The 14058-nt window shown below is 73.3% G+C and carries 12 protein-coding genes; 10 read left to right on the plus strand and 2 right to left on the minus strand.

Annotation, left to right across the window (positions count from 1 at the left end; translation table 11 throughout):
• Window positions 1-19 precede the first annotated feature (19 nt).
• Window positions 20-508 (minus strand): ATP-binding protein, encoded by a 489-nt coding sequence (locus tag CXR04_RS20685; protein WP_101423824.1) that lies wholly within the window; start codon window positions 506-508, stop codon window positions 20-22.
• A gap of 284 nt (window positions 509-792) precedes the next feature.
• On the opposite strand from CXR04_RS20685, the gene CXR04_RS20690 reads away from it, so the two are divergent.
• From CXR04_RS20690 to CXR04_RS20720, 7 genes are all read left to right on the plus strand, one after another.
• Entirely contained in the window at window positions 793-1653 is an 861-nt protein-coding gene (locus CXR04_RS20690; protein ID WP_101423825.1) for a helix-turn-helix domain-containing protein, read from the plus strand.
• A gap of 91 nt (window positions 1654-1744) precedes the next feature.
• Complete coding sequence (locus CXR04_RS20695) at window positions 1745-3202, plus strand: aldehyde dehydrogenase family protein (protein ID WP_101423826.1); 1458 nt, start codon at window positions 1745-1747, stop codon at window positions 3200-3202.
• A 149-nt stretch (window positions 3203-3351) separates the two neighbouring features.
• Complete coding sequence (locus CXR04_RS20700; RefSeq protein ID WP_101423827.1) at window positions 3352-3795, plus strand: CBS domain-containing protein; 444 nt, start codon at window positions 3352-3354, stop codon at window positions 3793-3795.
• Between the two features lie 138 nt (window positions 3796-3933).
• The gene (locus tag CXR04_RS20705) at window positions 3934-4551 is read left to right on the plus strand and encodes a PadR family transcriptional regulator (protein ID WP_101423828.1); all 618 of its coding nucleotides are present in this window, start codon (window positions 3934-3936) and stop codon (window positions 4549-4551) included.
• Between the two features lie 81 nt (window positions 4552-4632).
• Complete coding sequence (locus CXR04_RS20710; RefSeq protein WP_101423829.1) at window positions 4633-5709, plus strand: ATP-binding cassette domain-containing protein; 1077 nt, start codon at window positions 4633-4635, stop codon at window positions 5707-5709.
• Entirely contained in the window at window positions 5706-6542 is an 837-nt protein-coding gene (locus CXR04_RS20715) for an ABC transporter permease (RefSeq protein WP_101423830.1), read from the plus strand. The genes CXR04_RS20710 and CXR04_RS20715 overlap by 4 nt, the downstream gene beginning before the upstream one ends.
• 226 nt (window positions 6543-6768) lie before the next feature.
• Window positions 6769-8427 (plus strand): threonine/serine ThrE exporter family protein, encoded by a 1659-nt coding sequence (locus tag CXR04_RS20720; protein WP_101423831.1) that lies wholly within the window; start codon window positions 6769-6771, stop codon window positions 8425-8427.
• A gap of 135 nt (window positions 8428-8562) precedes the next feature.
• Here the strand turns inward: CXR04_RS20720 and CXR04_RS20725 are convergent, their stop codons facing one another.
• Entirely contained in the window at window positions 8563-9057 is a 495-nt protein-coding gene (locus CXR04_RS20725; RefSeq protein ID WP_018835994.1) for an inorganic diphosphatase, read from the minus strand.
• Between the two features lie 86 nt (window positions 9058-9143).
• Between CXR04_RS20725 and dacB the strand changes: the two genes are divergently transcribed.
• The 3 genes from dacB to CXR04_RS20740 all read left to right on the plus strand — a co-directional run bounded on the left by dacB (window position 9144) and on the right by CXR04_RS20740 (window position 14056).
• Window positions 9144-10706 carry a D-alanyl-D-alanine carboxypeptidase/D-alanyl-D-alanine endopeptidase gene (dacB, locus tag CXR04_RS20730; RefSeq protein ID WP_101423832.1) on the plus strand — a complete coding sequence of 521 codons (1563 nt, stop codon included), beginning with the start codon at window positions 9144-9146 and terminating at the stop codon, window positions 10704-10706.
• A 561-nt stretch (window positions 10707-11267) separates the two neighbouring features.
• Window positions 11268-12326: a C40 family peptidase gene (locus tag CXR04_RS20735; protein ID WP_101423833.1), complete on the plus strand. Its 1059-nt coding sequence runs from the start codon at window positions 11268-11270 to the stop codon at window positions 12324-12326.
• A gap of 314 nt (window positions 12327-12640) precedes the next feature.
• Window positions 12641-14056: a PP2C family protein-serine/threonine phosphatase gene (locus tag CXR04_RS20740; protein ID WP_101423834.1), complete on the plus strand. Its 1416-nt coding sequence runs from the start codon at window positions 12641-12643 to the stop codon at window positions 14054-14056.
• Window positions 14057-14058 lie beyond the last annotated feature (2 nt).

Here is a 14058-nt window from a genome sequence, read left to right on the forward strand (position 1 = left end):
GGAGTTCGGCTGCGGGCCGTCAGTCCGCCGCAGGCGACGGCAGGTGGAACACGGCCCACACCACCTTGCCGCGCAGCGAGCCGTCCAGCGGGTGCCAGCCCCAACTGTCGCTGAAGGAGTCGACCAGGTAGAGCCCGCGCCCCGACTCGGCGCCCACGTCGGCCACCCCGGCCACCGGACTCGCGGTGCTCGGGTCACGTACGGCGCACACCAGCCGGGACGCCCAGCGCATCAGGTGCAGCCGCACCGCCGGGTCCTGCCCGTTACAGCCGGTCAGGGCGTGCCGGAGCGCATTGGTGACCAGCTCCGAGACGACCAGTGCGACGTCGTCGCTGAGGTCGGTCAGTTCCCAGTGCCGCAACGTGGTGTGCGTAAAGGCGCGCGCGCCGCTCACTGACTCGTGGCTGCCGGATATCGCACAGGACGCGGCACCGTCGACGGAGCCGGAGTCCAGCGGGGGCAGCCCTCGCCATAAGGGCGCGAGCACGGCTGCTGCTTCGGTCCCCATGCGCGGCACTCCCCAGTCGCGTGCGTGTCTGTCGTCACCGTGCGGATGCCCATGGTTCCGAATGCCTTTGGCAGATGCAAGGGCAGATGCACGTGCACGCGCGAGGAATGTCTAGCAACTTACCGGTTCATGGGCATTGCCCAGCAAGATTTTCTCGGTTGGGTAACCGTTCGGGCACGCAATGATACGGAGTGGTGGCAGTATGGGCCGGTGGCGCCGGGGGCGCGCTTGTAGTGCCATGTCCTGTGTAAGTGCCATGTCGCCGAGGTGGGTGGAGGGCTCCGATGGCCGTGGACGGATCAAGCGGATCGGTCGTGCGCCGTATCCTGCTGGGCTCCCAGCTCAGACGGTTGCGGGAAGAACAGGGGATCTCGCGCGACGCCGCCGGATACGCGATCAGGGCCTCGGAATCCAAGATCAGCCGGATGGAGCTGGGCCGGGTGAGTTTCAAGAGCCGAGACGTGGAGGACCTGCTCACGCTGTACGGCGTGACCGATCAGACCGAGCGCGACGCCCTCGTCGGCCTCGTCAGCGAGGCGAACACCGCCGGGTGGTGGCACAGCTACAGCGACGTGCTGCCGGGCTGGTTCCCCACCTACGTGGGGCTGGAGTCGGCCGCCGCCGGTATCGACGTGTACGAGGTCCAGTTCGTACACGGCCTGCTGCAGACCGAGGACTACGCGCACGCCGTCGTCACCGCCGGGCTGCCCATCTCGCCCGCCGAGGCGGACAAGCGCGTGGGCGCCCGGCTGGAGCGGCAGAAGCGGCTGTACGCCGAGCACCCCGCCCAGCTCAGGGCGGTGCTCGACGAGGCCGCGCTCAGCCGCCCGTACGGCGGCCGGCAGGTGATGCGCAAGCAGTTGCAGCATCTGCTCGACGCCTCCGAGATGCCGAACGTGTCGCTGCGGATCATCCCGCTGGCGCAGCACGGCCACACCCCCGACTCCGGCGCCTTCACGATCCTGAACTTCCCGGAGGAGGACCTCTCCGACGTCGTGTACGTGGAGCATCTGACGAGCGCCCTCTACCTGGACAAGCCGGAGGACGTCGCGACGTACACGAAGGCCATGGACCTGCTGCGCGTCGCCGCCCAAGACGAGTCGGAATCAAGGGAGTTGCTGCACAGGCTGATCCGGGAGGTGTAGGGAGGCGCGTTTCGCGCACCAGTACGATGGCGGGTCAGCGGTCACAGCCGTGCCCGCCGTCCGCCGTGCGCAGGGGGGTGCAGCCTCGCTCATGTCTCTCTTCTCCGACCTGGCCCTGCAGTACATCGACGGCAAGTGGTCTCCCGGCGCGGGCTCGTGGGACGTCATCGACCTCGACCCGTACACCGGCGAGCAGCTCGCGGCCGTCACCGTCGCGACCGCCGCCGAGGTGGACGCCGCGTACCGCGCGGCGGAGCGGGCGCAGCGGCTCTGGGCGGAGCGCTCGCCGTACGAGCGGCGGTTGGTCTTCGAGCGCGCGCTGCGGCTCGTGGAGGAGCGCGAGGAGGAGATCACCCGCGCGATCGTGGCCGAGCTGGGCGGCACCCGGCTGAAGGCCGCGTTCGAGATCGCCCTCACCAAGGACGTGCTGCGCGAGTCCGTGTCGTACGCGCTGCGTGCCGAGGGCCGGGTGCTGCCGTCGCCGACGCACGGCAAGGAGAACCGCGTCTACCGGCTGCCCGTGGGCGTCGTCGGCGTCATCAGCTCGTACAGCTTCCCGCTCTTCCTGGCCGCGAAGTCCGTCGCGCCCGCGCTCGCGCTCGGCAACGCCGTCGTGCTCAAGCCGCACGACTACTCGCCCGTCGTCGGCGGCACGCTGCTCGCGTGGCTGCTCCAGGACGCCGGGCTGCCGCCCGGCCTGCTGAACGTCGTCATCACCGACACCTCCGAGATCGGCGACGCCTTCATCGAGCACCCGGTGCCGCGCGTGCTGTCCTTCACCGGCTCCACCGAGTCCGGCCGGCACGTCGCGGGCGTCGCCGCCCGGCACTTCAAGCGCACGGTGCTGGAGATGAGCGGCAACTCGGCCATCGTCGTGCTCGCCGACGCCGACGTCGACTACGCCGTGGACGCCGCCGTCTTCAGCCGCTTCGCCCACCAGGGGCAGGTCTGCATGGCCGCCAACCGGGTGCTCGTGGACCGGGCGGTGCTGCCGGAGTTCGCGGAGAAGTTCGTCGCCAAGGCCGCCGCGCTGAAGGCCGGCGACCCGTCGGATCCCGCGACCCAGCTCGGCCCGCTCATCGGCGCCCGCGAGGCCGCCGACCTCGCCGCCCAGGTCGACGCGGCGCTCGCCGCCGGCGCCACCGCGCTGCTGCGCGGGCGCACGGACGGCACGCTGGTGGAGCCCACGGTGCTCACCGGGCTGCCGGCGGACAGCGAGCTGCTGCGGCGGGAGTTCTACGGCCCCGTCGCGTTCCTGCTGCCGTTCACGGGCGAGGACGAGGCGGTACGGATCGTCAACGACACCCCGTTCGGGCTGAGCGGCGCGGTGCACACCGGGGACCTGGAGCGGGGCGTACGGCTGGCGGCGCGGATCGACTCGGGGATGGTGCACGTCAACGACGGCACGATCCACGACGAGCCGCTGGTGCCGTTCGGCGGCGAGAAGTGCTCGGGGCTGGGGCGGCTGAACGGCGAGGCGACGGTCGACGCCTTCACCACGCTGAAGTGGATCTCCGTCCAGCACGGCCGGACGCACTTCCCCTTCTGAGCGCCCGTACGGCCTCCTGTACGCGGCCGTCACCCGTTCGGCGGCGCGCATCTCGCCCGGCCGGCCGGGGGCCCGGAGCATGGCGGTGACGGTACCCCCTTCCCGTACCCCTCCGGACCTCCCGGCCTCACGAACAGGAGCCCACCGCGATGACCGCTCCCACCACCGCACGGACCGCCCGCGATCTCATGCACGACGGCGCCGAGTGCATCGACTCGACCGAGTCCGTCGCCACCGCCGCCGCGAAGATGCGCTCCATGGACGTCGGCTGCCTGCCGGTGTGCGGCCAGGACGGCAAGCTCGCCGGCATGATCACCGACCGCGACATCGTCGTGGAGTGCGTCGCCAGAGGGCGCGACCTGACCACCTGTATGACCGGCGAACTGGCGGAGGGCCGCCCGGTGTACGTCGACGCCGGCGCCCCGGTCGACGAGGTGCTGCGCACGATGGAGCAGCACCAGGTGCGCCGCCTCCCGGTCATCGAGAACCACCGCCTCGTCGGCATGATCAGCGAGGCGGACCTGAGCAGGGCCCTGTCGGACGAGCAGATGGCCGCCTTCTGCCGCAGCGTGTACGCGGGCGGGCACCACTGACCCGTACCGCCACCTGACCGGCGCAGGGCCGGGCTCCCGCTTGGGGAGCCCGGCCCTTCGTCGTGCGCCCCCGCGGCGCCTGCTAGTCAAGGTTGACTAGGCTGGGAGGGCACACATTCCCGCGGGAGAGAAGGTCCATTGTCCGCAACTCGCCTCCTGGTCCTGGGCGCCGTCCGCCGGCACGGCCGGGCGCACGGCTACCAGGTCCGGGCCGACCTGGAGTACTGGGGTGCCCATGAGTGGTCCAATGTCAAGCCGGGCTCGATCTACCACGCGCTCAAGCAGATGGCCAAGCAGGGCCTGCTGATCGCCCACGAAGTGGCGCCCAGCACGGCCGGCGGCCCGCCGCGCATCGAGTACGAGATGACGGCCGAGGGCGACGCCGAGTACTTCCGGCTGCTGCGCGAGGCGCTGCGCCACCACGACGAGAAGATCGACTTCCTCACGGCGGGCGTCGGCTTCCTCGTCGACCTGCCGCGCGCCGAGGCCATCGCGCTGCTCAAGGAGCGGGTCGCGGCGATGGAGGAGTGGCGTGGCACGGTTCTCCAGCACTACTCGCCCCAGGGCGGCGAGGACTACGGCCACATCGGCGAGATCATGCGGCTCTGGCTGCACACCGCCGAGGCGGGCGCGGAGTGGACCCGCGCCCTGATCGCGCGGCTGGAGGGCGGCGCGTACGTGATGGCGGGCGAGGGCGATCCGTGGGCCGGGATGGCCACGAGCCCGGAGGGGCCCGGCGCTCCGGAGGCCCATTAATCAAGTTTGACTAATGCTGCGGCCGGGGATACCTTCCCCCCGGTGGTCAAACTTGACTACCTGAGGGAGTGGAGGAGGCGTATGACGGCGATCCTCGCCGAAGGACTGCGCAAAACCTACGGGAAGAAGGGCGCCGCGAAGGCGGCGCTCGCGGGCCTGGACCTCGCGGTGCCCGCGGGCACGGTGCACGCCGTGCTCGGTCCCAACGGCGCGGGCAAGACCACGGCCGTACGGATCCTGGCCACCCTGCTGCGCCCCGACGGCGGCACCGCGCGCGTCGCGGGCCACGACCCCGTACGGGAGCCGGACGAGGTCCGCTACCGCATCGGGCTGCTCGGCCAGCACGCCGCCGTCGACGAGGTGCTCAGCGGCCGGCAGAACCTGGAGCTGTTCGGCCGGCTCTACCACCTCGGCCGGGCCGGCGCCCGGCGGCGGGCGGCGGCGCTGCTGGCGCAGTTCGGCCTCGACGGCACGGGGGACAAGCCGGTCGGGCAGTACAGCGGCGGCATGCGGCGCCGGCTCGACCTGGCCGCGAGCCTCCTCATGCGGCCGCAGGTGCTCTTCCTGGACGAGCCGACGACGGGCCTCGACCCCCGTGGCCGTACGGAGGTGTGGCAGGCGGTCCGCTCGCTCGTCGGCGACGGCACCACCGTGCTGCTCACCACCCAGTACCTGGAGGAGGCCGACCAGCTCGCCGACCGGATCTCGGTCGTGGACCACGGCCGGGTCGTCGCCGAGGGCACGGCCGACGAGCTGAAGACCCGGCTCGGCGGCGACCGCATCGACGTCGTCGTACGGGACGCCGACCGGCTCGCCGCCGCGGCGGCCGTCATCGGCATGGCCGCCCGCGCCGAGGAGGACGACATCGAGGTCGACGCGGACGCCCGGCGGATCAGCGCCCCGGTCGCCGACCGGATGGCGGCGCTGGCCGAGACCGTGGCGGGGCTCGGCGCGGCGGGGGTGGCGGCGGAGGACGTGTCGCTGCGCCGGCCGACGCTGGACGAGGTGTTCCTCCACCTCACCGGCCGCAGACCGGAGCAGGACCAGGACCAGGACCAGGACCGGGACCGGGACCAGGACCGGGAACCGGGCCGGGACCCGGCGGACGGCGGCGCCGGCGGCCCGGCGCGCGCCGTAGCGGAAGGGAGCACCGTATGACCGCCACCACCTTCGCCGTCCCACCGCCCGCCCGCACCGCGGGCGCGCGGCTGAAGTGGGCGGTCGCGGACGGGCTGACGATGACCGGCCGCGGCTTCGCGCACTGGGCCCGCCGGCCGGGCCTGGCCGTGGTGAACCTGGTCTTCCCGGTGATGATGCTGGTGGTCTTCACCTACCTGCTCGGCGGTGGCATGGCCGTCGGCGGCGGCGGCAGCTACCACGAGTACCTGGTGCCCGGCATGTTCGCCCTCTCCATGTCCTTCGGGCTGGAGGCCACGATGGTCTCCCTCACCTCCGACCTCGGCAAGGGCGTCGTCGACCGCTTCCGGACCATGCCGATGGCCCCGTCCGCGGTCCTCGTCGGCCGCGCGCTCACCGACATGGCCGAGTCCGCCGCCGGCCTTGCCGTGATGGCCGGCGCGGGGCTCGCGGTCGGCTGGCGCTGGCACGGTACGTGGGCGGAGGCGCTGGCCGCGTTCGGGCTGCTGCTGCTCCTGCGGTTCGCGATGCTGTGGGCCGGGATCTTCCTCGGTCTGGTGGCGGGCAAACCGGAGATGGTGCAGGCCGTGCAGATCCTGGTGTGGCCGGTGGCGTTCCTGTCCAGCGCGTTCACCTCGCCGGAGACGATGCCGGGCTGGCTGGGCGCCGTCGCGGAGTGGAACCCGATGTCGGCGACCGCGGGCGCGATCCGCGAGCTGTTCGGCAACCCCGGCTGGACCGGCGACTCGTGGGCGGCGCAGCATCCGGTGCTGCTGGCGGTGGTGTGGCCGTTGGTGCTGCTCGCGGTGTTCTTCCCGCTGGCGGTGCGCCGGTACCGGGGCCTGGGGCGCTGAGGGCGCGTACGAGCGGGTGGTGGGCGGCGCCCGCGGGCGTGGGCGACGGCGCTCTCGACGCGGGTGGCGCCCCCGCTGCGCGCCAGTGGCGCCCCGTTCGTACGACTTGATCCGATGTGCCGCCGTGCCTCCGTACCCTTCCGACCCCCCGGGGGCGTTCTTCATGCGGCCGACTTATGCTCGCGGGCGTAAACCTTTCGGCACGTCCGCGGGGGGTGATGGTCCAGTGGGTCAGGAGCCCGAACCGGATAACGGCGCAGAGAAGCCGCAGTCCGACGAGGCGCACAGCGCGTTCACGCCGCCCTTCGGCGTGCCCCTTCCCCCGCCGCCTGAAGACGGGCAGACGACCTCGGAGTTCGCCCGCCCCGTGGGCGTCGGCGAGCACGCCGCCGAGGACCACGGCAACGGCCACTCCGGCTTCCGGCCCCCGCGCGGCGGCCCCGGGGCCGCCGCCGGGGTCGCCCCGCCGCCCCCACCCGCTACGGGTCCACTGTCACGATCCACGCCGTGGCAGGACCGGATGCGTGTCATGCTCCGTACGCCCATGACGGAACGCCCCACGCCCGAACGGGCGCTGTCGCCCACCGAGGAGACCGCGCTGCCGGTCCCGCGCGTGCTCGACCTCACCCTCCGCATCGGCGAACTGCTGCTCGCCGGCGGCGAGGGCGCGGAGGACGTCGAGGCCGCGATGTTCGCCATCGCCCACGCGTTCGGCCTGGACCGGTGCGAGCCGACCGTCACGTTCACCCTCCTGACCGTCACGTACCAGCCGTCCCTGGTCGACGACCCGGTGACGCTCAGCCGCACCGTGCGCCGCCGCGGCACCGACTACAACCGGCTCTCCGCCGTCTACCGCCTCGTCGACGCCATCGTCGACGAGGCGGCGGCCGTCAGCCTGGAGGAGGCGTACCGCGGCCTCGCCGAGATCCGGCGCAACCGGCACCCGTACTCCAAGTGGGCCCTCACCCTCGCCAGCGGCGGCCTGTCGGGCGCGGCGGCGACGCTGGTGGGCGGCGGGCCGCTGGTGTTCTGCGCGGCGGCGATCGGTGCGATGCTCGGCGACCGGTTCGCGTGGCTGGCGGCGGGGCGCGGGCTGCCGGAGTTCTACCAGTTCGTGGCCGCCGCGATGGCCCCGGCTGCGGTCGGCGTCACGCTCAACATCGCCGCCGTCGAGGCCCAGTCCTCCGCCGTCATCACCGGCGGGCTCTTCGCGCTGATCCCCGGGCGGGCCCTGGTCGCCGCCGTCCAGGACGGGCTGACCGGCTACTACATCACCGCCTCCGCGCGCCTGCTCGAAGTCCTGTACCTCGTCGTCGGCATCGTCGTCGGGGTGCTGATCGTGCTCTACGTGGGCGTCCAGCTCGGTGCCGAGCTGAGCCCGGACGCCGCGCTGCACCGCCAGGAGCGGCCGATCGTCTCGCTGCTCGCGGCGATGCTGCTGACGCTGGCCTTCGCGGTGCTGCTCCAGCAGGAGCGTTCCACCGTGATCGTCGTGACCCTCAACGGGGGCGTCGCCTGGCTGATCTACGCGGTCATCGCCCACCAGGCGAACAAGTCGCCGGTGCTGGCCACGGCGCTCGCCGCGGGCCTCGTCGGGCTCTTCGGCCAGCTCTTCTCGCGGTATCGGTTCATCTCCGCGCTGCCGTACGTCACGGCCGCCATCGGCCCGCTGCTGCCGGGCAGCGCCACGTACTTCGGCCTCCTGGGCTTCGCCCAGGACAACCTGAACGCCGGCGCCCGCTCGCTGCTGACCGCGGCCGCACTGGCGCTGGCCATCGCGATCGGGGTGAACCTGGGCAGCGAGATGGCCCGGCTGTTCATGAAACGCCCGGGCGTGAAAACGGCCCCCGCCCGCCGGGGCGTCAAACGCACCAGAGGCTTCTAGGAGCCTGTCCCCCGGCGAGGCGTTCGCGCCGGCACGCCACGTGCCGTACCCCGGCACCGGTGGCCCCGTGCCGGTCCATGCCGCCGGCCTCCTCGCGGAAGCCGGCGGCATGGGACGTACGTCAGCGGCCCCCGGTCAGTGGTGGCCGCCAGCGGCCTCCAGGCGCTTCTTGGATGCCTCGATCTCGGCCTCCGCGTCCTGCCGGCCCACCCAACTGGCGCCTTCCACGGACTTGCCGGGCTCCAGGTCCTTGTACACCTCGAAGAAGTGCTGGATCTCCAGCCGGTCGAACTCCGACACGTGGTGGATGTCCCGCAGGTGCTCCACCCGCGGGTCGTGCGCCGGCACGCACAGCACCTTGTCGTCGCCGCCGGCCTCGTCGGTCATGCGGAACATGCCGATCGTGCGGCACGCGATGAGGCATCCGGGGAACGTCGGCTCGTCCAGAAGGACCAGCGCGTCCAGCGGGTCGCCGTCCTCTCCGAGCGTGCCTTCGATGAAGCCGTAGTCTGCCGGGTAGCTGGTCGAGGTGAAGAGCCGCCTGTCCAGGCGGATCCGGCCCGTCTCGTGATCGACTTCGTACTTGTTCCGCGAACCCTTCGGGATCTCGATGGTGACGTCGAACTCCACGGGTGGCTCTCCTTCAAGATCAGCATGGTTCAGATGATTAAGTGTCCCCCACGCAGCGGGGTGGTGGCGAAAGGGGCTGGTCCCTGGTGAGGGTCGGGGTCGCGGTGGCACGGCGGAAGGCCGCCCGCTGGGTACGGCACTGGACCCGGCGGTGGGAAGCGCAGCCCCTGCACACCCGGCGTACGGTGCGGCTGGTGGCCGCGTCCGGCGCGCTGGGCGGCGTCCTCGCCGCCGGCATGATCGCCGCGGCGGGGCCCTGGGACTCGGGTCAGCGTACGGCGGAGAAGCAGACGGCCGCGCGCGCGGACGCCGCCGGAGGCCGTACAGGTGACGCGGATCACGGCTCCTCCGACGGCGTACCGGGCAAAGGCGCCCCCGGAGACGGCCTCCAAGGGGCCGGCGCGGGTGCCCCGCGGGTGCTGACCCCGCTGGGCCCGCAGGACGGCACCAGGCCCGTCGCCGCCCCCCGGCCGACCGGCGCCGGGCTCGCCAGGGAGCTGGCGCCGCTGCTGAAGAACCCCGCGCTCGGCTCGCCGACCACGGCGGCCGTATGGGACGTGACCACGGGTCGCGAGCTGTACGGCGCGCACGAGACCACCGGCGTCGTCCCCGCCTCCACGGTCAAGCTGGCCACCGGCGCCGCCGCCCTCGCCGCCCTCGGCCCCGACCACCGCATCCCGACCGCCTCGCTCGCCGAGGGCGGGGAGGTGTTCCTCGTCGGCGGCGGCGACCCCACGCTGTCCGCGAAGCGGCTGAAGGGGCTGGCGCGTGACACGGCGCGGAAGCTGAAGAAGGACGGCGTGCGGAAGGTGGCCGTACGGTACGACGCCACCGTGTACGCCGGTGACGTCCTGCACGAGATCGGGCCGAACGAGAACATCGCCCCCGTCACCCCGCTCATGGTCAACGAGGCCCGTCTCGACGACTCCTGGCACGGCCCGGCGCCCCGCGGCACGGATCCGGCGCGGGATGCGGCGGACGCCTTCGCGGGGGAGCTGCGCGAGGCGGGCGTACGGGTCGCGGGCGAGCCGCGGGCAGAGCGGGTGCCGGAGAAGGCGGACGAGCTGGCGGCGACGTACTCGGCGCCGCTGGCGGAGCTGACCGAGCGGATGCTGACGTACAGCGACAACGACCTCGGCGAGGCGCTGGCCCGGCAGACGGCGATCGCGGCGGGCCGGGACGCGAGCTTCGCGGGGTCGGGGAAGGCGGTCGCGGGGCAGTTGAAGAAGCTGGGGCTGCCGGTGCGCGGGGCGCGGTTCGCCGACGGCAGCGGCATCAGCCGCGACAACCGGGTCTCGGCGGACCTGCTGGCCCGGCTCCTGGTGGCGGCTGCTGACCCGGACCGCCCGGAGCTGCGGTCGCTGCTGACGGGGCTGCCGGTGGCGGGGTTCAACGGCACGCTGCGGGACCGGTACGGGGACGCCGGCGGGGACGGCTCGGACGCCGGGGGCACGGCGGCGGCGCGGGGCGTGGTGCGGGCGAAGACGGGGACGCTTACGGGGGTCAACTCGCTGGCGGGGACGGTGGTGGACGCAGACGGGCGGCTGCTGGCGTTCGCGTTCTTCACGATGGACGCGACGGACCGCACGGGGGCGGGGGACGCGCTGGACCGGATGGCGGCGGCGGTGGCGAGCTGCGGCTGCCGCTGAGGGGGCGGCTCCCCCCGAAACCTCCCGAAACCCCCGGGCCTCCGAACCCCGGAACCCCCCTGAGCCCTCCGCCCGCCCGAACCCGAGAACCCTCCGCCCCCGAACCTCCCGACCTTCCCGGGCCCTCCAGCCCTCCACACCTTCCGGAACTCCCGCCCCCACCGAACCTTTGGGGAACTTCCCGGAACCCCGTGACCTCAGGCCCCCAGGCCCCTGGGCCCCTGGGTCTCCCGGGCCCCGGGCCTCCGAACCCCGGGGCCTCCCACCTCCTGAACCCCCGCCGCCTCCACCCCCCGAACCTCCAGAACCACTCGTACCTCCAGAATCACTCGAACCCCTCGAACCCCTCGAACCCCCCGAATCGCCCCGAACCCCCTTGTGTCGCAGCCGTGTTGCAACTCCTCGTCTGGTTATCCACAGGTCTGTGGATAGGGGCTGCGCGAGTTGCGGCTGATATGGCAGCATCCGAGGCATGTGATCGCGCGGGGCTGGCCAGAGCCCCGGGACGGGCCCGCTGGAGGAGGGGCCCGCGGACCACGATCGGGGGAGTGGGGGAGACGCATGCGCGGAATCGGGGAGGCGCGGGCGGCGGGAGCGCGCCGGCGCAGAGGCATCGTCCTGGCCGTGACCGGCCTGCTGACGCTGCTCGTGCCGCTGACCGGGCCCGCCGCCGAGGCGGAGCCGAAGCCGACGGTCGAGGAGGTGCACGCCCGCGTGGAGCGGCTGTACCGCGAGGCGGAGGCCGCCACCGACGCGTACAACGACGCGGAGGAGAAGGCCAAGAAGCAGCGCAAGGAGGTCGAGCGGCTCGACAAGGCCGTGGCCGACGCGAGCGAGCGGCTGGCCGGGCTGAAGGATGAGGCGGGCGCGCTGGCCCGGGCGCAGTATCGCGGCGGCGGGATGCCGATGGAGGCGCAGTTGCTGCTCAGCGACGACCCGGAGGAGTTCGTCGACGACCTGCGGCTGGCCCGCAAGGGGCAGCACGCGCAGCGACGGCTGATCACCGAGGTGACCGGCACGCAGCAGCGGCTGGACGGCTATGCGAAGGAGGCCGCCGGGACGTACGGGCGGCTGGAGCGCAGCCGTGAGGCCAAGTCCGGGGCGAAGGAGCTGATAGAGGAGCGCCTCGCCGAGGCGAAGAAGCTGGAGAAGAAACTCAAGGCCGAGGAGCGGGAGCGGCTGCGCCGACTGGAGCGGCAGCGCGCCCGCGAGGCGCAGGCCCGCTGGCTGGACTCCGGGATCCTCGACGAGATCGACGCCGAGGCGACGCCGGCCGGCCGGAAGGCCATCGCGTACGCCACGGACCAGCTCGGCAAGGACTACGTGTGGGGCGCCGAGGGCCCGGACACGTTCGACTGCTCGGGGCTGACGATGCGCGCCTGGGAGGCGGCGGGGGTGCGGATCCCGCGGACCTCGCAGACCCAGTTGGCGGGACTGGCGCGGATCGACGTGAGCGAGATGCGCCCGGGCGACCTGATCATTTATCACTCCGACGCCAGCCACGTCGGCATATATGTCGGTGACGGCGCGATCGTGCACGCGCCGCGGCCCGGCCGGCAGGTGACCGTCGCGGGCGCGGGCAGCATGCCGATCAAGGGCGTGGTGCGTCCCGACGCGTGATCTGCGTCATGTGGCCGGCCTGCCGGATGCGGGGCGGTTGGACCCGGCGCGGGCCCTCCCAGCAGGGCAAAGAACCGGGGGAGCGGCTGCGTTCCGGGCCGCGTCGCCCGTTCCTACCGGCGGGTGATCACGCTAGGGTCCCTCCTTGGCGGTTTGGCCGGAGGAACGGCAGGAGCCGCCGTCAACGGCCGCGAGCGCGCTCGCGCCCGGCCGTCACCCTCGGGGGGAGGGAAGGAAGAGCGATGCCCGTACCCGGGCGTTCCCCGGCCTCCGGACCGTCCGGCGGACCTGACCAGTCCGCCGCAGGTGCCGGGGTGGCCGAGACGCAGGCCGCGACGCGGCGGCGGCACCCGTTGCCGCCGGCCGCGCACGCGCCGTCGCCGCAGCCGCACGCGCCGTTGCCGGCGCAGCGCTCGGGGCACGGTCCGGTGCCCGGGCAGCCGCACGCCCGCCCGCGGGCGGTGCCGGAGACGCTGACGCTGCTGCTGATAGAGGCGGAGCCGGGCAGCGGACCCGGCATCGCGCGGATGCTGGAGCAGGCGGGCGCCGGGCGTCACGGCGAGCGCATCAGGGTGCGTACGGCGCGCAACCTCACCGAGGCGGAGCGGCTGCTCGGCCCCGATGTGCACTGCATCCTGCTGGACCTCAGCGTGACCGGTGAGACAGCCGCCGCGGACGACGCGGTACCGGCCGAAGAGGGCGACGAGCTGGAGGCGCTGCACGAGGTGCTGGCCATGGCGCCGCTGCACGCGGTGCTGACGCTCACCGACGAGGACGACGTCGAGCTGGCCGCCGAGGCCGTCCGCGTCGGCGCGCAGGACTACCTCTTCCGCGGCGAGCTGGACGGCCGGGTCCTCGGCCGCGCCATCCGGTACGCGGTCGAGCGCAAGCGCGCCGACCTGGCGCAGAGCCGGCTGACGGCCTCGCGGCTGCGGGCGCAGGAGAACGCCCGGCTGGAGCGGGGGCTGCTGCCCACGCCGCTGCTCGCCGGCTCCGGCCTCGGCTTCGCCGCCTGCTACCGCCCCGGGCTGCCGCCGCCCGCCGCCGGCGCCACCCCCACCCGCGCGCTGCTCGGCGGCGACTTCTACGACGCGGTGCGCACCCCCGACGGCTCGGTGCACGCCATGATCGGCGACGTCTGCGGTCACGGCCCGGACGAGGCCGCGCTCGGCGTGGAGCTGCGCATCGCCTGGCGGGCGCTGACGTTCGCCGGCCTGGTCGGTGACGAGCTGCTGGCCACGCTCCAGCAGGTGCTGGAGAACGAGCGGGCGGACGACGAGATATTCGCCACGATGTGCACCGTCGACGTCTCCCCTGACGCACACCGTGCCGGCCTCTACCTGGCGGGCCACCCGGCGCCGCTGGTCGCCGTCCCGGGCGGCCGGCCGCGACTGATGCCGCAGGAGCTGGGCGGCCCGGCGCTCGGCCTGCTGCCGCGCGCCCGCTGGCCGCGCCAGCAGGTGGAGCTGGGCGGCGCGTGGAGCCTGATGCTCTACACCGACGGCCTCATCGAGGGCCGTACGGGCCCCGGCCGCGGCCGGCTGGGGCAGGACGGCATGCTCACACTGGTCGGCAGGCTGCTGGACCAGGGCCTGGCCGGCGACAACCTGCTGCACGGCGCGGTCACCGAGGCCCGGGCGCTCAACGGCGGCGACCTCACCGACGACGTGGCGGTGCTGCTACTGGATCGGCCCCCGGGCCCTTGCGGACCCGGGGACCGGATGTCGTGATC

This window comes from Streptomyces sp. CMB-StM0423, assembly GCF_002847285.1.
Lineage (GTDB): Bacteria > Actinomycetota > Actinomycetes > Streptomycetales > Streptomycetaceae > Streptomyces.

Excerpts from the sequence above, each read along its gene's own strand:
- CXR04_RS20685 (WP_101423824.1), bottom strand. The coding sequence starts at position 508 with ATGGGGACCGAAGCAGCAGCCGTGCTCGCGCCCTTATGGCGAGGGCTG.
- CXR04_RS20695 (WP_101423826.1), top strand. The coding sequence starts at position 1,745 with ATGTCTCTCTTCTCCGACCTGGCCCTGCAGTACATCGACGGCAAGTGG.
- CXR04_RS20735 (WP_101423833.1), top strand. The coding sequence starts at position 11,268 with ATGCGCGGAATCGGGGAGGCGCGGGCGGCGGGAGCGCGCCGGCGCAGA.
- CXR04_RS20710 (WP_101423829.1), top strand. The coding sequence starts at position 4,633 with ATGACGGCGATCCTCGCCGAAGGACTGCGCAAAACCTACGGGAAGAAG.
- CXR04_RS20715 (WP_101423830.1), top strand. The coding sequence starts at position 5,706 with ATGACCGCCACCACCTTCGCCGTCCCACCGCCCGCCCGCACCGCGGGC.
- CXR04_RS20690 (WP_101423825.1), top strand. The coding sequence starts at position 793 with ATGGCCGTGGACGGATCAAGCGGATCGGTCGTGCGCCGTATCCTGCTG.
- CXR04_RS20700 (WP_101423827.1), top strand. The coding sequence starts at position 3,352 with ATGACCGCTCCCACCACCGCACGGACCGCCCGCGATCTCATGCACGAC.